The sequence below is a fragment of the Parapedobacter koreensis genome, from assembly GCF_900109365.1.
GTDB classification, from domain to species: domain Bacteria; phylum Bacteroidota; class Bacteroidia; order Sphingobacteriales; family Sphingobacteriaceae; genus Parapedobacter; species Parapedobacter koreensis.
The window spans coordinates 470,328-491,059 of sequence record NZ_FNZR01000003.1 but is presented as its reverse complement, the minus strand read 5'-3'; the positions used below and the strand labels follow the sequence as shown (position 1 = coordinate 491,059).

The following is a 20,732-nucleotide window of genomic DNA, read 5'->3' as shown; positions in this document are numbered from 1 at the left end:
AAATAGCACTCCAAACAAGGAAATATTCCCAAATGAAACTGGTTTCATACCTAACGGAAGGAAAAGAAGGCTGCGGCATCGTGCTTGGAACGGGAATTTTCCCGTTGGAGCGATTGGGCAACCACTTGCCCACCCGTATGGCCACACTGCTGGAAAAGGGGCACACGGCTATGGACGATGTAAAAGCGGCATCTAATAAGCTGGCAGATGGCAGCCCCCATGTGGTGCCGCTTTCGGGTGCCCAGCTTTTAGCGCCTGTGCCACGGCCGGCATCCTGCCGCGATGCCTACGCCTTCAGGCAACATGTAGCAACTTCACGACGAAACCGTGGCTTGGAGATGATTCCCGAATTTGACCTGTTCCCCGTGTTTTATTTCTCCAACCACCAAGCGGTTTACGGGCCCGGCGATATTCCCTGCATGCCGTTGCAGCTCGACCAATTGGATTTCGAACTGGAAGTGGCCGTGGTATTGAACCGTAAAGGCCGCAACATTCCCGCCGCCGAGGCGGATAGCTATATTGGAGGTTATATGATTATGAACGACTTCAGTGCCCGTAAACTTCAGATGGAAGAGATGAAACTCAACCTCGGCCCTGCTAAGGGGAAAGATTTTGCCACGGCCTTCGGCCCATGGCTGGTCACCCCCGATGAACTGGAGCCTTATCGGGTACCGCCACCCAAAGGACATATAGGCCATACCCATGATCTGGCCATGCGTTGCGTAGTCAATGGCGAAAAAGTCTCCGAGGGTCGGCTAGCCGACATGGCTTGGACGTTTGCGGAGATCATCGAGCGGGCGAGCTATGGGGCCACACTGTATCCCGGTGATATCATCGGATCGGGCACCGTCGGTACGGGCTGCTTTTTGGAATTGAATAGCACAGCGCGGCTTACCCATCCGTTATATAAAGACCGTTGGTTGCGACCAGGCGACACGGTGGAGCTTGAAGTGACCGGACTGGGCAAACTCATTAATTCAATCGTAAACGATGACCAAACATGATAAAATACCGTTTGAAAACCTATCATGGAGACGATCCGATGCTGGACAATCTCATTAAATATGCCGTTGCACCCCGCCCTATCTGTTTTGCAAGCACCATCAGCAAGCAAGGCCAGGTAAACCTAAGTCCCTTCAGCTATTTCAACCTCATATCCCACCACCCGGCCATTTGCGTGTTTTCTCCCGTAAGGCGGATGCGGGATGGATCGACAAAGCATACACTTAACAACATCCGTGAAGTGCCCGAGGTGGTTATTAATATCGTGGATTATGCCATGGTGCAACAGCAATCACTCGCGAGCACAGAATACCCCGAAGGTGTGGATGAGTTTATAAAATCAGGGGTGACCGCCCTCCCATCAGAGTTGATCGCTCCGCCCCGCGTGGGTGAGTCGCCCGTGCAGCTGGAATGCCGCGTGCAAAACGTGGTTTCCCTTGGTGATACGCCCGGGGCTGGGAGTTTGGTATTGGCAGAGGTACTGCGTATGCATGTACGTGAAGATCTGTTGGACGGCCCCGATAAGTTAAATCAGAGTAAGCTTGATCTGGTAGCCCGTTTAGGTGGCGATTGGTATTGCCGCGTGATAGAAGCCAACCTGTTTGAAGTCCCCAAGCCGTTGCGCAACCTGGGTATCGGCGTAGATCAACTGCCGGAAGACATCCGGCTGTCCACAGTACTTACTGGCAATCACCTGGCCCAATTGGCTAATGTGCCACGGATTCCCGATCGGGTGGCGACATTGGAGGACGATACGTCCACCACCAGGGACCTCATTCACCGTAAGGCCGCAGCGCTACTGGATGCCGGCGATATGGCAGGCGCGTGGCAGGTGCTACTATTGGGGCATTAGCCAATCTTTAGCGGGATTGGCAACCAGCCGTAAACCATCGGCAACCAATTTTTCCAGTTCGGGATTGTTGCGCGACTTGGCCAGCAAGCGTGTCGCAATGCCGCCAGCTAATGATGAATAGCCCCGTTGGTGGGCGAGTTCCAGCAATTCCAACGAAGCCAGCCAATCTTCGGGATAGGCTTCGGCTAGTTCTTCATATAACCGGGTTAGTCGCTCTTCATCTCCCCTCCGGTATTCACGGATTTCCCGGATGGAAGCATAGATTTCATGTAGCCGGAGCTGACGTGGGCCGAATACGGGAGGCTCGGCATGTTCCTTGGCCACCAAGGCTGCTTGCTCAAAAGCATCTTTGTCAGCAGCACCGCACCAAACCGAGGCTATTCCTGTGCCAACGGCCATATCGTAAGTACCCCAATCGGGTTTAAACAAGACCGTTCCATCACGTTCATCGGTCACCCTGCAATCGTTGAACGAAATCAATAGCAGGTTGCCATCTTTGCGTAAGATCGATACGACCGTTCCTTCCACGTGGATGCCCGACTCAAACAACAGGTCAGCGTGCCGTCCAACCGTTATCCCCACCGTCGCTAACGTCACGTCGTCATACGCTTCCAGCGGTCGGGAGCTGCCCAACAGCCGTCCTATCGGTGATCCGAATCCATTGGCGTGATATTCCTTGCTGTGGCCCTGCAATTGTCTGCCACCGTAGGCTAATGCGGTAGGCCCCGCTGTCTTGACGTACCGGACACGGCCATTGCCATACGGCACAAACACACCGGACACTTGCAGGCCAGCGCTGTATTCCACAGTGCACACATTACGGCATTCCACCGCTTTAGCCAGTCCCTCGACTCCTCCCATGCGGAAGGCCATCGTATCGGCAAACGCCTCCAGCACATCAAGCAATCGCTGGAAATCCGGTGTGACGAACAATTGCGGCTGGGGCTTCGTGATATCATAGGGGTAATGCACGGCGTCCAGCGAGTAAGGCAGCTTCGGCACGTCGGCACGCATGCAGGCCGCACTTTCGCCTATGGACGATAGCAACCCAGCGCCGTATATTTTCGGTTGGTCAATCGTCCCGATGAGGCCATATTCCACCGTCCACCAATGCAGACGGCTGAGGAGTGCCATTTCGGATGGTTCGCCCATATCTCCCTGTATTTCCTGCAAGCGCCATTCGGCAGCTTCAATATCCCGCTTTGAGGCACCATGCTGTTCTTTCACGATAGAAAGATGCCTGATGGCTTCGTAAAGCTCGAAATCCCGATAAGAAAACATCGCTTTGGTTCCGATTTCACCAAAATAGCGGAGGTACGCCGCATATGCCGGCTCGGCAATGATAGGTGCATGACCCGCCGATTCGTGGATGATGTCCGGCGCGGGTGTATAGGCAATGTGTTCGGCCTGCCGGATATCGGCAGCGATGACCAACACCCGGTGTGCCTGAAACTCCATGAATGCCGCAGGCGGGATAAACCCATCCACCGTAGCTGCTCCCCAGCCCAACTGTCGCAGGCTATCGTTCATGGTTTGCAAATCGGGTATCCGTTCGATGGAAAGCCCCGCCTTCTTCAGGCCGGGGATGTAGGGATAGTAAGCCACATCTTTTAGGTATGCGTGATTTTGCCGCATGACGTAGCGCCAAACCGCTTGGTCCACCGGCGTATACCGTTCGTATTGCTGATCCACGATGTATTGCTGCAAATGCAGCGGCAATTGTTCCAGCACCGGATTTCCGTACGTTTTCATCTATAGTTGGTTTCATACAAATCTACCCAATTCTTGCCCGCTCCGTAACACACCAGTAAAGATTACGGTTAAAGCAAACGTAGCGCTGAGGAATAAAGAAATTTTTATCAACAAACCACAAATAGGCAAACTTTTTTTTTGACACAACCAAATACAACCATTAAATTTACCAGCTGTATCATATAATCGTGGAAGCCATGGAAGAACTCGATCACATCGACCGGGAATTATTAAGAAAATTGCAACTAAATGCCAAAGCCACCACTAAAGAACTGGCTGCGGATCTGGGACTTACGATCTCCCCGATCTATGAGCGCATCAAGCGTTTAGAAGAACGGGGGTATATCAAGCAATATGTCGCCGTGCTGGACAAAAAACTGCTTGGACGGGGTGTCACTGCGATTTGCCAGGTTTCCATGCGGTATCATGACGAGACGTTCATTGAGCAGTTTGAACGGGACATCCAAGGCATGAATGAAGTACAGGAGTGCTACCACATGGGTGGCCCGATTGATTTCCTGCTGAAAATCAACGTGGGCAGCCTGGATGAATACCACGATTTCGTGAAGTACAAATTATCGCAAATCCACAATATCGGCACGCTGAACAGCGGCTTTGTACTGAAGGAAATCAAGCACCATTTTGCCTATTCAATTTGATAGCCGATTATATTCACAGCTGTTTAAGTAGCTTTTTGAGATCGATGCCTCTGCCAAGTACCGGCTTAAAGATATCACCTTTTGCCATTAACCGATCGATTGCATTTTCAATGGTAAAGTCTTTCGGGCTCAGTCCCTGCTTTACTTCGTCCCAATCCAGGGGCATGGATACGGTAGCCCCGGGCTTGGGGCGGACGGAGTAAGGTGCCGCCAGTGTAGCCGATGGCCTATTCTGAAGATAATCGATATATATCCTGCCCTTACGCTTATCCGTCATCCGTTCAATGCTAGTAAAATCCAATTCCTCATTCGCCCGAGCGGCGACCCACTTGGCGAAGGTTTGGGATTGCTCATAGGTGTATTTTGCGCCCAACGGAAGGTAAATATGCATGCCTGTGGCACCTGATGTCTTGCAATGGGCGGGTACCCCCAAATCATCCAACAACCGATGAATGGTACGGGCGACCTCGACAACCTGGTCGAATGTATTTCCCTTATCGGGATCCAAATCCAATATGCACCAATCGGGATAATCAGGTTTACGTACCGTACTGCTCCATGGATTCATCTCGATGGCACCAAGATTAGCCATATACAATAGCGCCGCTTTGGTATTGCACAGCATATAGTGTTTCTTGCGCGCATCACCCTCGGCTTTATAGGGATATTTTTCGACCCATTCCGGCACCTTTCCCGTCACGTCTTTCTGGTAGAAACTCCCTCCCTTGATGCCATTTGGAAAGCGATTCAGCGATTGTGGCCGATTTTTCAGGTATGGCAATATATATTTTGCCACCTGATGGTAGTAATTAAGCATATCCCGTTTGGTGTAGCCTTCTTCCGGCCAGAAGACTTTATCGAGATTCGTAAAGTGAAGTTCGATGCCATCTACTTTTTTTACCTGTGTTTTGCCTGAAGGACTAAGGAAATCCTTACCTTCACGTTTCAAGACCTTAGCGGCTGGCAATTCCTTTTCCCGCACGACTTCCTTTGCATCTTTATCCTCACGCATCGCTACAAAAGCCGGATGGCGGAATACACCATCTTCGGTGACTTCCGTAAAGTGGATTTCGCACACCAGCATAGGCTTGAGCCATGTTGCAGCGGCATGCAGCGGATTGGGCCGAAAACGGATAGGCTTATTGTAATTCGGTGTACTGCTGAAGGGACTTTCTTTCCGGATCAACGGTTTAAATAAGTGGAGCATTTCTTTTTGATCGCTATGCTTAAAACCAGTTCCCACCTTGCCGGCATAGCGCAGTGTTCCATGCTCGTAAACACCCAGCAACAGCGCGCTGAACGGTTTGGATGTCCCCTCGTTTTTGGTATATCCGCAGATAATGACTTCCTGGCGTTTTTGTATCTTGATTTTCAACCAATCTTTGGACCGTTCGCCGGGATAATACAGGCTATCCGAACGTTTGGCGATAACACCTTCCAGGCCCAGTTTGTGGGCGGCATCAAAAAATTCCGTGCCTTTGGCCGCAATACTGTAGCCGCTACGGATGAGGTTGTGGCTGGGGATGAGGGTTGCCAGGATGGCTTTACGTTCCTTGAGCGGGAGCACGGTGAGGTCTTTCCCTTGGTACCAAAGCAAGTCAAACACATAGAAAAATAAATCGCCATCGGCCTCATTTCGCCAGTTTTGCAGCCTATTAAAACTGGAAAGCCCTTCTTCACTGACCACGACAATTTCCCCATCGACTACCGCCTGGATACCCCACGCTTTTACCGCATCCAAAACCGGGTAGAACCGTTCATCAAATGAATTGCCCTTGCGGGACTTTAATGTCACTTTGCCCTTGTTCATAAACGCCAAAGCACGATAGCCATCCCATTTGATTTCATACTCCCACCCTGCGTCATCAAAAGGCACATCTACGAGGGTGGCCAACATGGGCGAAAGCGATGTCGGGAAGCTGGCTTTTTTCGCTTTCCTCAACATGGATACTATCGCCGCAGGCGTTTTGGCAATCTTTTCCAACGTTTTCCCAGACTTCACCGACGTGTCATTTGTGGTGATATCCCCAATCGCTGCATACTGATCCTTATGCTTGATAAGCAGCCACGAATTGTCCGCCATTCCTTTCGTTCGTACCAATGCAAATTCGCCGTTTAGCTTTTTTCCGTGAAGGGTAAATTTCATGGAACCCGCTTTGAGTTGTTTCAATAAGGCGTTTTCTTGTGCCGTTTTATTTTTGAACTGCCCGATAGGCTCATAAGTCCCTTCATCCCAAATCATTACCGTTCCGGCACCATAGTTGCCCTTGGGAATGATGCCTTCAAAATCCTTGTAGTCATATGGATGGTCTTCGACCTCCATGGCCAGCCGTTTGTCTGCGGGATTCAGGGATGGTCCTTTGGGCACGGCCCAACTCTTAAGGACCCCACGCAGTTCCAGCCTGAAATCATAGTGAAGCCGGGAAGCTTCATGCTTTTGAATGACAAAACGGAGCAACCCTTTCGTTGCCGCCTTACCTCCTGTTGGCTCAAGTGTCTCCCCAAAAGCCCGCTTACGTTTATATTCGGTCAGTGCCATATCATCTTCTTATTGGTGCTTCCGAAAAGACAACAACAAACAGATGCAAATGTTGTTAGCACTTGAAAGTGAATAACAGGCCCCCTCATTTATGCGCTTTTATACAAATGATTTGCATCCTTGATAAAAAAAGCTATTTTTGTGGCACATTCAGGGAAATTAGCTCAGTTGGTTCAGAGCACTACCTCGACAAGGTAGGGGTCACAGGTTCGAGCCCTGTATTTCCCACCACTTTACTCGGTACCCAGCCGAGTTTTTTTATATCCCTATTTATCCCTACCTTTGCCCCTCGAAATGAGCAGAAGAGTCGCTTTCTATACGTTGGGATGCAAGCTGAATTTTTCAGAAACTTCCTCCATTGGTCGTATTTTCCAACAGGCTGGCTATGAAACCACCCCATTCAACAGTGCGGCAGATGTCTATGTCATCAATACCTGTTCGGTCACCGAAAATGCCGACCGGAAATGCCGTAAGGTGGTCAAGGAAGCGCTCAATCATTCACCGAATGCTTACATCGTAGTGGTAGGCTGTTATGCACAGCTGAAGCCGCGCGAGATTAGTGAAATACCGGGAGTGGATATGGTGTTGGGTGCCGCAGAAAAGTTCAATATCATCGAGCATATCAATGATTTAACCAAGCAACCAAAAGTAATCATACACAATGCCCCGATAGCAGATACTAACCAGTTTGTCCCCGCATTTTCGATTGGCGATCGTACGCGCACCTTCCTTAAGGTACAGGATGGATGCGATTATTCTTGTACATTCTGTACCATTCCGTTGGCCAGGGGCGCCAGTCGTAGTGGCACGATTGCAGACATCGTAAAACAAGCAAAAGAAATTGCCGCGTCCGGTGTAAGGGAAATTGTATTGACCGGTGTCAACATTGGCGACTTCGGCATACGGAATGGCAGCCGCGAAGATCGCTTCTTTGATCTCGTCAAAGCATTGGATACCGTGGAAGGAATAGACCGGTTCCGCATCTCTTCCATCGAGCCCAACCTGCTTAGCGATGAGATTATCGAATATGTAGCGCAATCCGAGCGTTTCGTCCCCCACTTCCACATCCCGTTGCAATCCGGATCCAACAAGGTATTGGGATTGATGCGCAGACGCTACCGTAGGGAGTTATATGCCAGCAGGGTAGCCAAAATCAAGGAATTGATGCCCGATTGCTGCATCGGCGTGGACGTCATCGTCGGCTTTCCGGGAGAGACACGGGAGGATTTTCTGGACACGTACAACTTTCTCAACGATTTGGCCATTTCTTACCTGCATGTATTCACTTATTCAGAGCGCGAAAATACCATCGCTTCACAGATGCAGGGTGCCGTGCCGGGTGCACAACGGGGCGAACGCAGCAAAATGCTGCATATCCTGTCGGAGAAAAAACGCCGCGCATTTTATCAAACCCAATTGGACAAAGAAGGTGAAGTCTTATTCGAGGGCGATGTCAAAGACGGTTATATGCACGGTTTCAGCCGCAATTACGTCAAGGTAAGGGCGCCCTATGACCCCTTATTGGTTAATGAACTGGTGCCCGTGAAGTTTTCGAAAATTACGGATAACGGAGATGTAGAGGCTACGGAAATACCAGCGTTGCTTACCCACTAATTAATTCGTATCAACGCCTGTTGTCTAACGTCTATTGTCCTCGCTGCTTAGCTTCTTTTGCCGCTTCGCGTTCCTGCCTGCGGAAAAATCCCCTGAACAAAAAGTTATGCTGCAAGGCTTCCATGTTCTGATCCAATTTCTCGGTACTCTGCTCCAAATTCTGCAAGGTCTGCCGGATGGTTTCTGCCGCCTCGGGATCGTTGAGCAGTACACCTACTGCATTGTTTTGATCGTCCAGCTTACCAGCGGTTTGGTTCAAGTTGGTCACCAAGGCCGAAGCGGTTTGGGTGATTCCCTCCAATTGGGCCACTGCTGATTGCAACGTGCCGTAAACAACCGTATCGGTAAGCAAATCGTTGATCAATGTTCCTTCTTGATTAAGCTTAGTCGTCAGCTGGTTGAGCGCCAGAGACGCCTTTGCCGTGTTAGCCGTGGTCTGATTAAGGTTAGCAATCATTTGTTTAACATGGATGGCCATCAGCGAATCCGTGAGCAAGGTACCGACGGTACCTTCGCCACGCGCAATACGCGCACTCAATTCACCGAAATTCTTGGTAATTTCCACCAAGTTTTCGTTATTTACCTGCAAGGTGGCCAGCATAGCATCCAGGCCGCCTACCGGGGCCGTCTGCAACACATCACCATCCTCAATAGCCGGCGCATCGCTGCTGCCCCCTTTTATCACGATCAATTTGTTTCCGATGAAACTCTCGGATCCGATTTCCGCCAACGCATCTTTGCGAATATATTGGCGCGAAGCTTCCTCAATGACCATTGCAATTTCCACTTCGTTGAGGTTTTTAAACTGGATGCTCTTGATCGTTCCGATTTTCACGCCCGAAAACCACACATTATTCCCTGCTTTCAGCCCACTCACATCACCGAATACGGTAGTCACGGTAACCGTCTTCGAAAAGCGGTTTTGTTGTCCGCCGAGCACCAATATACCCGCCACCAATATAATTAAGCCTAACGCCACAAACAATCCCACAATGATTGAACGTCTATTCTCTGTAGCACTCATAAATTATGTGATAAAATTATAATCATAAAACGGCTTCACCCGTTCGTCGTTCGTATCAAAAATTTCGTCAAAACTTCCCTGCCGCTCAAATTTACCGTCAAGCAGCATCACGATGCGATCGCCCACGCTTTTTGCACACGCCAAATCGTGCGTGATGATGATAGACGACGTTTTATATTTTTCCTGCACTTCGTTTATCAGTCCGTTGATTTCGATACACGTAATCGGGTCGAGCCCAGCAGTAGGTTCGTCGTAGAGCATGATCTCGGGCCGGAGTATCAGCGTACGTGCAATGCCGACACGCTTCCGCTGCCCACCAGACAATTCTGAAGGCATTTGGTTGATGGTATGCAGCAATCCCACCGCATCCAGCACGTCTTCCACCTCATGGTCAATCTCGGCCCTCGAAAGATGCCGCTTATTCCGTACCAATGGAAATTCCAGGTTTTCCCGGACAGTCATGCTGTCATACAACGCACTATTCTGGAACGAAAAGCCAATCTTCAGCCGAAGCTGTTGCAATTCTTTCTCATTCAGCTCGTCCACATGCTCCCCAAGGACTTCGATAGTACCCATATCCGGCCGCAATAATCCGGATATCAATTTGATTAAAACGGATTTACCCGTACCCGACCGGCCGAGCACCACCAAATTTTCGCCATTGTACAGTTTCAAATCAACGCCACGGAGCACATGGTTTTCACCAAATGATTTGCTCACGTCGCGAACGGTAATCACTTCCGTCTGATAGTCGATATGGCCGCCTGTCTTTAACATCGTTAAGCCCGCATTGCTTGAATAATCTGCACAATCAATATTTCTTCCACAAATACCAAAAACATGGACATCACCACCGCCCAATTGGCAGCCCGCCCTACCCCTTCTGTACCTTTGGAGGAATGGTAGCCTTGATAGCATCCCACAATACCGATGGTAAATCCGAATACGACTGCCTTAAGCACTAAAGAAAACATATCCAGAAAAGTAACTGCATCAAATACTTGATCGAAATACACCCGGAAGCTGGTGTTCTCATTTTGATTGACGCTCAAAAAAGCACCAAACAATCCTACAGCCGCCGTATAAAAGGAAAGAATGGGTATGCTAATGGTCGTAGCCAGCACCCTACTGACCACCAAGAACTTAAAGGGATTCGTGCCTGATACTTCCATCGCATCAATCTGTTCCGTCACCTTCATCGAACCCAACTCGGCCCCGATTTGCGAACCCACCTTGCCCGATGCGATAAGTGCCGTCACCAACGGTGCCAATGCACGGATAATCGCAATGGAAATCAACGCTGGCAACCAGGATGTTGCGCCAAATTCAGCTAATGATGGCCGGGATTGGTTGGTAAACACCACACCGGTAATGAAGCCCGTAAGCGATATCAGCGGCAATGACTTCCACCCCACAACATAACATTGCCGGATGATTTCCTTAAACTCATAGGGAGGCATAAATACTTCCCGGTAAAAACGCATGACAAACCGGTGGATATTGGCCAGCTCGATCAGTGTGCGTTGTATATTTTTTATCATCGGGAGCTTTCGCAGTTAAGGCTGCAAACTTAGCTAAAATGCCGTTAATTTCCTTATATTAACATGTATTTCGGGAAAATGTTCGTTTAAAAGCCAATCGTAACAATTTCACGGGTGGCATGGAGCCGTTAAACCATTGGCCATTCCGCGCAGTCATACCACCAGAAACGAACAAAAGTGTTGTACATTTAATTCAGCATGCCATGAAAACGTTAAAGAAAACCGGACTATCATTACTCGCTGCATTCGCCTTCATGGCCATAGCAGTATCGAACACCGTGAAGGCTCAGCCCGGTATGAGCGTTTCATTCCAATTATTCTATGACGAATTAGCACCATATGGAGAGTGGATAAACGACCCTGAATATGGCTATATCTGGCTACCAAATGCCGATCCCGGTTTTCAGCCCTATGCCACCAATGGCCATTGGGTAATGACCTCCTATGGGAACACTTGGGTATCCGATTATGCTTGGGGATGGGCACCATTTCATTACGGACGTTGGCAATATACCGATTATTACGGTTGGGCATGGGTGCCTGGCTATGAGTGGGGCCCCGCCTGGGTGAGTTGGCGAAGCGGCGGTGGCTACTATGGCTGGGCACCATTAGCCCCCCGTATGAGCATCAATGTCCATATCGGCATTCCACATAGCCATTGGGTGTTTGTACCCCAGCGATATATATGCAGCCCACGAATTTACAGCTACTACGTGCCGTATCGGAATCGTGTGACCATTTACAATCGCACGACGATCATCAACAATACCTATGTATACAATAATCGTACATATGTGAGCGGCCCTGGACGCAGTGAAATCGAACGGGTAACCCGCAGCAGGGTGGCCGTAAGGGAAATTAGCAATGCCTCGCGCCCAGGAAGGACAACGGTGAGCAGCCGTTCGGTGAGCATTTACCGTCCGGATGTAGACCGCAGCACACGTACCTCGGCAAAACCATCTCGGATAGCGGATGCAGCAACCGTGCGGTCGGCCAGTGCCAGTACCCGCAGCGGTAGCAGCCGAAGCGAGGTTTCAGCGCCGCGTGTTTCATCCACTTCGCGCACTTCATCGACCACAAGGAGCAGCAGGAATACCGATGCCGTCAGGCCATCCGGCAGTGCCGCAAGCAGCAATGCTGTAGCCGCACCAACACGATCAGCTGAACGCACAAGCAGCACGAGCAATCGGGCTGCGACGGGTACCAGCCAACGCGGAACAACGACAAGCGCCCGTTCAGCTGTCCGTCCTTCTGCCAGCACAAACGGCCAAGCTTCAACCCGGTCACAACCAGCCCGGTCACAAACTGCGGCCCCTTCGCGTAGTAGTGGAAGCAACGCTGTTTCCCGTTCGCAAAGCAATGCACCCAGTCGCAGCGGTTCTGTATCATCCCGCACGACGTCGAGGCCAAGCGTATCCACAGGACGAAGTACAGGACGAAATAGCAGCAGCGCTACACAAAGCAGGTCGTCCGAGCGGGGAAGTTCATCGGGACGCGGCAGAGGATAGCCATGGTTTTTCAAAAGGAAAAAGGAGGAATAACCTCCTTTTTCCTTTTAAATACCTACCTTTGAAATCGTCAAACCATTATATTAACCATGGATAAAAGCAGAAGAACATTTATCGGAACTTCACTAATGGGAGCTGCATTGGCTGTCAACCTCCCTGAAATCGTCAAAGCTGCAGCAACATCTTCGCATGCAGCACCTAAAGTCCAAATTCAACAAAACGACATCATCCTGTTTCAAGGGGATTCCATTACCGATGCAGGGCGCGACAAGAACAACAAGGCACCCAATAACAACCAAGCCCTGGGCAATGGTTACGCGTTCTTAGCGACGGCCCGCCTGCTACACGGGCACGCTTCACAGCAATTGACCATATACAACAAAGGAATCAGCGGCAACAAGGTGCACCAACTGGCCGAACGTTGGGAAGAAGATTGCCTCAACATCAAGCCGAATGTCTTAAGCATCCTCATCGGTGTCAACGATTACTGGCATACTTTGTCGAGCGGGTATGATGGCACGATACAGGTATATCGCGATGATTACCGTAAGCTGCTCGACCGTACATTGGAGGCTCTCCCCAATGTAAAACTCATCGTCGGCGAACCTTTTGCCGTCAATAACGTAAAAGCCGTGACAGATGCCTGGTTTCCGGCATTTGACAAATACCGCCAAGCCGCGCAGGAAATAGCCAGCGAATACAAAGCCGCATTCATCCCCTACCAACGGGTATTTGATGAAGCCTCCAAACGGGTTTCGCCCGAATATTGGACCGGTGATGGCGTGCATACGACGTTGGCGGGTGCCCAGCTGATGGCCGAAGCATGGCTATCTGTGGTAAAATAGTTGATAGCCAGCGGCGGACTACTGATTCTTAATAGCCATGATCAATTCCCTACTGGACAACGACTTTTACAAATTCACCATGCAAAACGCCGTGGTGAAGCTATTTCCCAAAGCCAAAGCGAGGTACGAGTTTATCAATCGCGGGGGGCATAAATTTCCTGCTGGATTTGCCGAGGAACTGCGGAAGGCCATTGATGAATTGGCGAGGTTGCAGTTGACCCCGCAGGAAAAACAGTATTTTGCTGCTACCTGTCCCTATATCGATCCTACCTATTTCGATTTCCTACAAGGCTATCGATATGACCCTGAAGAAGTCTACATCCGCCAGCATGGCGAGGAAATCGAAGTAGTTGTTGAAGGCTATTGGTACCGCACTATTCTTTGGGAAGTACCCATCATGTCACTTATCTGTGAATTGTACTACGGGATGACCAACGGGCAGCGGCAATCGGATGAGGAAGTCACCGCCACCGCACACAAAAAAATCGCATTATATCGACAATTGGGTGTCACCATTGCCGAATTCGGCACCCGCAGACGACATTCCTATGGTGTACACCGTCTGGTGGTGCAGGCGCTCAAACAATATGGTGAAGGGACATTCATCGGAACAAGCAATGTGTACATGGCCATGCTTTACCAAACTAAGCCCATTGGTACTCATGCCCACGAGTGGTTTATGTTCCATGCTGCCAAATATGGATTTAAAATGGCCAACCTCTTGGGATTGGAACATTGGTCGGACGTATACCGTGGCGATTTGGGCATTGCACTTTCCGACACCTATACGTCAGCCGTCTTTTTTTCGCAGTTTGACAAAAAACTCAGCAAATTATTTGATGGTGTACGCCATGACAGCGGCGATCCGTTGGCCTTTGCAGACAACACTATCCGGCACTATCAATCAAAAGGCATCGAGCCGCTATCGAAAACCATCATTTTCTCCGATGGGCTGAATTATGAAAAAGTAGCCCGAATCGTGGAGCATTGCCACGGCCGGATCGGCATGTCGTTCGGCGTGGGCACCAACTTCACCAATGATGTCGGATTGGTACCCATGAATATCGTTATTAAAATGATCGATGCCTTTCCAGAAGAGGCCCAATGGACCCCTGCCATCAAGCTTTCGGACGAACCGGGCAAGCACACCGGCGATGCTGCAACCATTGCCCTCGCCAAACAAATTCTCCATATTCCCTGACATGGCCAACGACGTACTTGGTAATGCCCTAATCGATTATTTCCATGGAAAACGCAGCAAAAAGCTGTTACTTCATACTAGCTACACCGATAGCGAAGAGATGCCCGTAGATGTATTCTTTCGCGGGCCGGATGATTTCCCCGAATTGGAAGATATTGCCATGGCATTGTGCGACGGCCATGTGCTCGACGTAGGAGCCGGTGCAGGCAGCCACGCCTTGCACCTCCAAGCGCAAGGCGCCACGGTGACCGCATTGGAACATTCACGGCTGGCGTGCACGCTTATGCGCGAACGGGGTGTCCGGGATGTGATCCACGATGATTTCTTCCGGCACCAAGGTCATAAGTACGACACGTTATTGTTTATGATGAATGGCATCGGCATTGCCGGTAGCATCGAGGGGTTGAAAAAGCTGCTCCGGCACAGCCAATCCTTGCTGAATAAAGGTGGCCAGTTGCTGTTTGACTCCTCGGATATTGCTTACCTCTATGCAGACGGCACTGTGGACAAACCCACAGGGTATTATGGCGAGATAAGGTACCAATACGGATATAAGGGCATTTGGGGCAAACCATTTAACTGGCTATTTATTGACCAGCAGACCCTGATCCAACTTGCCCACGCCGAAGGCTGGGTCGTACAAATACTGTATGAAGACGAAACCGACCAGTATTTGGCGCGAATGACGCCCCTATCAACATAGTTCAATAAAAAAGGGGCTGGGAGCCCCTTTTTTCGCGATAGAACTGTTTTGGATTCACAAACACATGAAATACGAGCGGAACAATTCCGGGAAACCGCCGGTATGCGGATATTACCTCCAACCGCCATTAGATGTGCCGATACCGTCAGCGGCAGCAACTGTTCCAAAGGTATAGAACTCCGTTAATCCTAAATTTTGAAGTAAGGCACCCGGCAATGGTAATTGCAAGGGAGTACCAATTTGTAAAAAGTCTAATTTTCTCATTTGAAAGAACTGTACCCCAAAGCCGGTAGTATGAAGCTCTACGTGCCTTTCATGGTGAATCGCTTCAATGATATCATCAAGGTTAGCGGCTACGGGAGCCAAGCTACCCCTGGTAACACGGGTGCCCGCATTGATAATAGCTGCTGCGCCTGCAAGATCTCCTGAATAGGCCTTCGCCTCCGCTCTCAACATATCATTCTCGGCTAACGCCACCGTTGGTTTCGATCCGATATTGGGCTGAAAAACAGCATCGTATCGTTTAAACCTGTAGCAACTGAAGTGATAGTACCCCCTGTCAGCAATAAAGTCGTTAGATGGCATATACTCAAAATCTGTTTTTAAACGGTTATCCAAAGAGGTTGCCGGTTCAGGGGGCGTTGGGAAATCACCACGGTCTTCCCAATAATCAGGTAAAGACGGCTCCATCATGTTAACTACGTACATGTCGGTCCTACCCCAACCAACGCGTCTTAGATAATCTCCTGAATTAAAGCTCCATCTGGATGTACCATCTTGCAGGACAAGCCAATCAGCAGTAATACCATTATCCGCGTAAGCGCTAACCTGGGCCCAATCCACGCTGGCAAGGGCTGCGTTATTTCTTGGAAGATAAGCAAGGATACGGGCCGCAGAAGTATTAATGATTTTTCTAAAATCAGCACTGCTTACATCTGCGGGTGCGCCTAACCAGCTTGCCGGAATGGTGAAAGATTCATTGGATAAAGCTAACGCCTCTTCCAGATAAGCAATAGCTGCCGATGCAACCTCCTCGTAAGGAACAGCTGTCTCAAGCGCTGCCTCAACTGTTTTAGTCTCGTCTACGACATGGGCCCTGTCAAATACGAGTGCCAGATTTCCATAGCCAAGACCTAAGATAAATTTGGCAAAAGCCCGGGTACGGTTGTTACCGGATCCATTAGCGCCAATCTGAACCCCCCCATCAAGTGCTCTCAACACATTAGAAGCTGTGCCTATAGCTGAGTACCATTGATTATAAGAATAGTTTGTCTGACCGCTATTGGCATAGGTGGGGGAATTGTCCCATGCAAAATTACGGGGTTCCCAAGACATATCTCGCATACCGAAGTTGCCGAATGAGCAGGTTACGTTATCGGCCGCAGTAGCTAACATAGGTTGCACACCGCTCGTGCTATTTTCTCCTATGAAAATTGCATTGTAGAGGCCCGAAGCCACATTTTCTACGTCAGCACCCGTAGCATATACACGTGCAAAATCCGGGTTATTTTCATTCGGTATATCCAAAAGGTTGTCTTCACAACCGGCCAGGCCCGCAGAAACAAAAGCAATAAAAAGTAATCTATGTGATTTTTTCATGTTTTTAATTTTTTTTATTTTACAAATTGAATCCCAAAGAGAACGCAAAGTTTCTATAGATTGGGTTCGTTCCAATTCCGTCAAGAGGCTGTCTTAGGGTACCCACCTCCGGATCATAACCCGAATAATTTGTAAAGGTATACAGATTTCTGCCTACGGCTTTGATTGTAAGCCCCTTAATCGTACCATGTAAAAAGCCGCTAAGCGCTTTTGCAGGAATGGTATATCCAATAGCCACTTCCCTCAGTTTTAAATAGGACGCGTCTTCCACCCAATAGGCATTGGCATTATTGGCATCATACATACCAACAGTCCAGTATGAGGCGGCTTTCTTTTGCCCTTCCGGCACGTTGGTCATGTCTTGTCGTTGACTGACGTTGTTGAACGCCATGCGTTGCTCATTACTGTTATATACATCGCCACCGTTTTTCCAGTCGAGCAGCACGTAGAGCGTAACCCCTTTGTAGTTAAACGTATTGGCGATACCCATGTTAAACTTAGCATTTCCATCCCCTATTTTGCCCAGCCAGGGCGCACCGTTTTCAGTGTAGACAATCGGTCGTTCAGTTGTTGTACCTTCCGTTCCAGCAGCGATCACATAACCTTCACTATTCACTGTATAATCAGCAATACTCGCTCCTGCCGGAAGCTGTCTTGCCATTTCGTCCAAGGTTCTTACCATTCTGCGACCATAAATAGCACCGTACGTCTCACCTTCTGCAATACGGAATGCATTCACGTCGCCGTTAACCGCACTTAACCAATACGCAGGAATTGGTAATTCCGTGATTTCTTGGCGAATTCTGGAGAACACAATATTAGAGCTCCAAGAAAAGTCATTCTTCCTTACCCAATTGGCCCCCAACATCAGCTCTAACGTATTCGATTCTACTGTACCAGCATTTTGCCGTTGACTGGTAAATCCGTCGTTTAGGAAGCCAATAAGTGGAACATTAAGAAACTGATCCGTAGTCTTGGAGCGCGCATACACGCCTTCAAATGCAAATTTCTTAAGAAAATCAACATTTAAACCAAATTCGAGTTCTGCAGTTTGCGAAGGCCTCAACTCCGTGTTGCCTTTTTGGCTTGCCGTTGCTACCCCAGAGGACAGAGTATATACTTCATATTGCCATGCGAATTCAGGACGTATCCCAGCAGTACCATATGCTGCCCTTACTTTCAATTCGTCTATACCCTGAATATTTACATCCTGGGATATCCGATAAGCTCCAGACAACCTGTAGTACGGATTCCAGCGTGCATCGGGGCCAAACAATGAAGATCCGTCATAACGGAACATCCCGTCAAGCAAATACCGGTCTTTATAATCGAGCCCTACAATGGCAAAATAGTTTTGCGCCCTTTCTTTCTCTTTGCTGGAGGCTGCACTATTGATGACGGTGAAATTGTTGAAAGCCTCGATATCGGAAACGATGAATGCAGAAGCCTGTGTATTTGTTCGTTCATAATTACGGTTCTCGTACAAGTACGACAACTTGGAATTTACCCTCAGGTCGCCAAACTGCTTATTGAGGTTAAGTGTAATTTGTGTGTTGTAAGTAGCGTATTCCTCACTCTCATGTTGAAGCGAACCATTTGTATAAGCAGTAGCCGCAGCGTTCCATGTGTCCTTGGGATTGATCACTTCCCTTCTGTAATTTTCAATTTCCAGGGTTTGGCTGACATCAAGGTTAGCCCACTCAGCGAACTTGACATTGGCCGAATAGTTACCCATCCAGCGACGGGTATTCCTGTTATCGCTCTGTTTATATAAAGGGTACAAGGGATTGGTTACTTCTGAGTTGAAGTGATTCACCCTTATATTATAAGGCTGACCGTCGGAGTTAAGAGCAAACAAATCAATATCTTTTTCCATACGAGACACATTATAGAATATACCTGACGGCTGTTGTACATTTCTGTTAATAAATAAGTTAGTGGCACTCACTTTTAACCAAGGAGCTAGTTCTTGATCCATATTGAAACGGTAATTCTGCCTTGAATACCCATCACGGTATTGGACCACACCCTGTTGAACATTATTTTCAAAAGATAAATAAATGTTATTTTTCTCTGTCCTGTTAGACACACCAACGAAGTTAGTCAACGTATTCCCTGTTTTAAACACATCAGCCGGATCAAAACGATACACACCATACGGGTTATCCATATATCCGTCATCATCAATTGCCCGGGATCCCGAAATGCCGGCATTATATCCACCTGTATAGCCTTCAGGAAACGTAACACCAGCATATTTAGTATATTGGCCCCGATATTGTTCCCAATCATCAGCAAGTTTATACAAGTGTGCCTGCGACGTTTCCATATAATGCTGAAGATTCTGAAACCCTACTTCATTTCTGACAGTAACCTGAGTCTGTCCTAGAGCGGCACCTTTGCCTCTTTTGGTCGTAATAGCAATAACGCCGCTTCCTGCACGCGAACCATAAAGCGCAGAGGCAGCTGCACCTTTGATTACTTCCATAGATTCAACGTCGTCCACGTTAATGTCGGCAAGGCTACCTTGCATGATGATTCCATCGATCAAAATAAGCGGAGAAGCACTGACACCCAAAACGTTATCACCCCTAAGCAGAATGTCTGCCTGTTGGCCGGGTGCACCTCCTACCGAAGAGGTCCTCAAGCCTGCTACTTTCCCTGTCAATGCAGAAGAAAGCGAAGTAGCGGGTACTGCATTAAGTTGAGCTTCTCCGATTTTAGTTACAGACACGGTCATTTTCCTTTTATCCGTAGCTCCAGCCACACCGGATACGATGACTTCATCCAACTGTTGCGCATCAGTCAACATGGAAACATCAATAATAGCGGTTGTGCCGACCGTAATCCGCTGTTCGGCATAGCCAAGGTAGGTAAAAACCAGCACATCCCCGGTATTTGCCGTGATGGTGTACCGGCCGCTGTTGTCCGTTGACGTGGACATCGAAGAACCTTCCACCCGAACGCTGACGCCACTTAGTGGCGAATTGTCTTCGGCACTGACGACAGTGCCGCTGAGCCGCTTGTCTTGAGCATACGCTGATCCGATCAGCAAGATGCCCAACATGAAAAACCCAAGTAATTTTTGTTTCATGTGTTTTTGAATTTGGTTAATTAATAATGAATTACTATACATCCGAAAAACGGATTCCTTTGCGGATACGATAGTATCCGATATTGCAGGTCCTTGTATACAAACTATTTGCATACGGCACTACAAGTTTCTTCCATCAACAAGATGGAAATCCAATTACAATATTTCCTAGTATTTAATTCTTGCGGTCGATCAAACTACGTTAACAAAATCTCAATTACCGGGCCCGGTTGTTTGATTCAATGGTTCAGAATAATTTAGTAAATTTTCCTCAAAAGTGTGTATTGCTTTGTGTTTGTTTGTTCTAATTGATGGGATTTGTGTTTGTTCTAAATTGATGTGTGTTTGTGTTTGTTCTAATTGTGTTTGTCATTCTAAACAACAAACATTCTTACCAAAAAAAGATTTTTTTAAGACAAAACAATAAAATGTTCCATCATTAACGCCAAATGTAAATTAATTGTTAGGAATAAACAAAGAAAATTTTAATTTTTTTTAAAAAATACTTAAAATATAAAAAATAATTAACATAAGTTAATTTTATATTGTAAAAAAAAGATAAAAATCACACAAAAATCATAAATAACAAATAAAACAGCAAAAAATATATTAATATATATATTAAAATTAATATAATATATTATTTTCATCGAAAAAATTATGAATTTCATTCGCTATTATCACACAAACACGAATAATAAGCATTTTACCACACCATATAGCTAACAATCCCAAATATTATCCAATAAAAAAGGGGCTGGGAGCCCCTTTTTTCGCGATAGAACTGTTTTGGATTCA

At 48.1% G+C, this 20,732-nt stretch carries 15 protein-coding genes and 1 tRNA gene; 9 read left to right on the top strand and 7 right to left on the bottom strand.

Annotated features, from left to right (window positions below; genetic code table 11):
- The first annotated feature begins 32 nt into the window (after nt 1-32).
- Both BMW65_RS09880 and BMW65_RS09875 read left to right on the top strand, forming a co-directional pair.
- Nucleotides 33-1,004 carry a fumarylacetoacetate hydrolase family protein gene (locus tag BMW65_RS09880; protein WP_090604981.1) on the top strand — a complete coding sequence of 324 codons (972 nt, stop codon included), beginning with the start codon at nt 33-35 and terminating at the stop codon, nt 1,002-1,004.
- Complete coding sequence (locus BMW65_RS09875) at nt 1,001-1,855, top strand: flavin reductase family protein (protein WP_090604979.1); 855 nt, start codon at nt 1,001-1,003, stop codon at nt 1,853-1,855. The genes BMW65_RS09880 and BMW65_RS09875 overlap by 4 nt, the downstream gene beginning before the upstream one ends.
- Here BMW65_RS09875 and BMW65_RS09870 read toward each other — a convergent pair.
- Nucleotides 1,841-3,607 carry an aromatic amino acid hydroxylase gene (locus BMW65_RS09870; RefSeq protein WP_090604978.1) on the bottom strand — a complete coding sequence of 589 codons (1,767 nt, stop codon included), beginning with the start codon at nt 3,605-3,607 and terminating at the stop codon, nt 1,841-1,843. The genes BMW65_RS09875 and BMW65_RS09870 overlap by 15 nt on opposite strands.
- Nucleotides 3,608-3,804: 197 nt before the next feature.
- Between BMW65_RS09870 and BMW65_RS09865 the strand changes: the two genes are divergently transcribed.
- Nucleotides 3,805-4,266, top strand: coding sequence for an Lrp/AsnC family transcriptional regulator (locus BMW65_RS09865; protein ID WP_090604976.1), 462 nt, complete (start codon nt 3,805-3,807; stop codon nt 4,264-4,266).
- 13 nt (nt 4,267-4,279) lie between these two features.
- On the opposite strand, the gene ligD is transcribed toward BMW65_RS09865, so the two are convergent.
- Nucleotides 4,280-6,805 carry a DNA ligase D gene (ligD, locus tag BMW65_RS09860; RefSeq protein ID WP_090604975.1) on the bottom strand — a complete coding sequence of 842 codons (2,526 nt, stop codon included), beginning with the start codon at nt 6,803-6,805 and terminating at the stop codon, nt 4,280-4,282.
- 153 nt (nt 6,806-6,958) lie between these two features.
- Between ligD and BMW65_RS09855 the strand changes: the two genes are divergently transcribed.
- Both BMW65_RS09855 and mtaB read left to right on the top strand, forming a co-directional pair.
- Nucleotides 6,959-7,036: transfer RNA gene (locus BMW65_RS09855), tRNA-Val, on the top strand.
- A 63-nt stretch (nt 7,037-7,099) separates the two neighbouring features.
- Nucleotides 7,100-8,419, top strand: a complete 1,320-nt coding sequence (gene mtaB / locus BMW65_RS09850) for a tRNA (N(6)-L-threonylcarbamoyladenosine(37)-C(2))-methylthiotransferase MtaB (RefSeq protein ID WP_090604973.1) — start codon at nt 7,100-7,102, stop codon at nt 8,417-8,419.
- A 31-nt stretch (nt 8,420-8,450) separates the two neighbouring features.
- Here the strand turns inward: mtaB and BMW65_RS09845 are convergent, their stop codons facing one another.
- The 3 genes from BMW65_RS09845 to BMW65_RS09835 are packed head-to-tail and all read right to left on the bottom strand — an operon-like array spanning nt 8,451 to nt 10,984.
- Nucleotides 8,451-9,443, bottom strand: coding sequence for an MlaD family protein (locus BMW65_RS09845; RefSeq protein WP_090604972.1), 993 nt, complete (start codon nt 9,441-9,443; stop codon nt 8,451-8,453).
- 3 nt (nt 9,444-9,446) lie between these two features.
- Nucleotides 9,447-10,220 (bottom strand): ABC transporter ATP-binding protein, encoded by a 774-nt coding sequence (locus BMW65_RS09840; protein ID WP_090604970.1) that lies wholly within the window; start codon nt 10,218-10,220, stop codon nt 9,447-9,449.
- 2 nt (nt 10,221-10,222) lie between these two features.
- Entirely contained in the window at nt 10,223-10,984 is a 762-nt protein-coding gene (locus BMW65_RS09835) for an MlaE family ABC transporter permease (protein ID WP_090604968.1), read from the bottom strand.
- A gap of 203 nt (nt 10,985-11,187) precedes the next feature.
- Between BMW65_RS09835 and BMW65_RS23890 the strand changes: the two genes are divergently transcribed.
- The 4 genes from BMW65_RS23890 (at nt 11,188) to BMW65_RS09815 (ending at nt 15,241) form a co-directional block, all read left to right on the top strand.
- Nucleotides 11,188-12,492 carry a DUF6600 domain-containing protein gene (locus BMW65_RS23890; RefSeq protein ID WP_143053853.1) on the top strand — a complete coding sequence of 435 codons (1,305 nt, stop codon included), beginning with the start codon at nt 11,188-11,190 and terminating at the stop codon, nt 12,490-12,492.
- Between the two features lie 89 nt (nt 12,493-12,581).
- Nucleotides 12,582-13,337: an SGNH/GDSL hydrolase family protein gene (locus tag BMW65_RS09825; protein WP_090604965.1), complete on the top strand. Its 756-nt coding sequence runs from the start codon at nt 12,582-12,584 to the stop codon at nt 13,335-13,337.
- Between the two features lie 37 nt (nt 13,338-13,374).
- Nucleotides 13,375-14,538 carry a nicotinate phosphoribosyltransferase gene (gene pncB, locus BMW65_RS09820; RefSeq protein ID WP_090604964.1) on the top strand — a complete coding sequence of 388 codons (1,164 nt, stop codon included), beginning with the start codon at nt 13,375-13,377 and terminating at the stop codon, nt 14,536-14,538.
- Nucleotides 14,492-15,241 carry a class I SAM-dependent methyltransferase gene (locus BMW65_RS09815; protein WP_245747589.1) on the top strand — a complete coding sequence of 250 codons (750 nt, stop codon included), beginning with the start codon at nt 14,492-14,494 and terminating at the stop codon, nt 15,239-15,241. Before pncB ends, BMW65_RS09815 begins: the two co-directional genes overlap by 47 nt.
- A 111-nt stretch (nt 15,242-15,352) precedes the next feature.
- Here BMW65_RS09815 and BMW65_RS09810 read toward each other — a convergent pair whose 3' ends face one another.
- Nucleotides 15,353-16,840 carry a RagB/SusD family nutrient uptake outer membrane protein gene (locus BMW65_RS09810; protein ID WP_090604961.1) on the bottom strand — a complete coding sequence of 496 codons (1,488 nt, stop codon included), beginning with the start codon at nt 16,838-16,840 and terminating at the stop codon, nt 15,353-15,355.
- 19 nt (nt 16,841-16,859) lie between these two features.
- A complete protein-coding gene (locus BMW65_RS09805; protein WP_177181072.1) occupies nt 16,860-19,934 on the bottom strand; it encodes a SusC/RagA family TonB-linked outer membrane protein in 3,075 nt (1,024 codons plus the stop codon).
- Nucleotides 19,935-20,732: the final 798 nt, after the last annotated feature.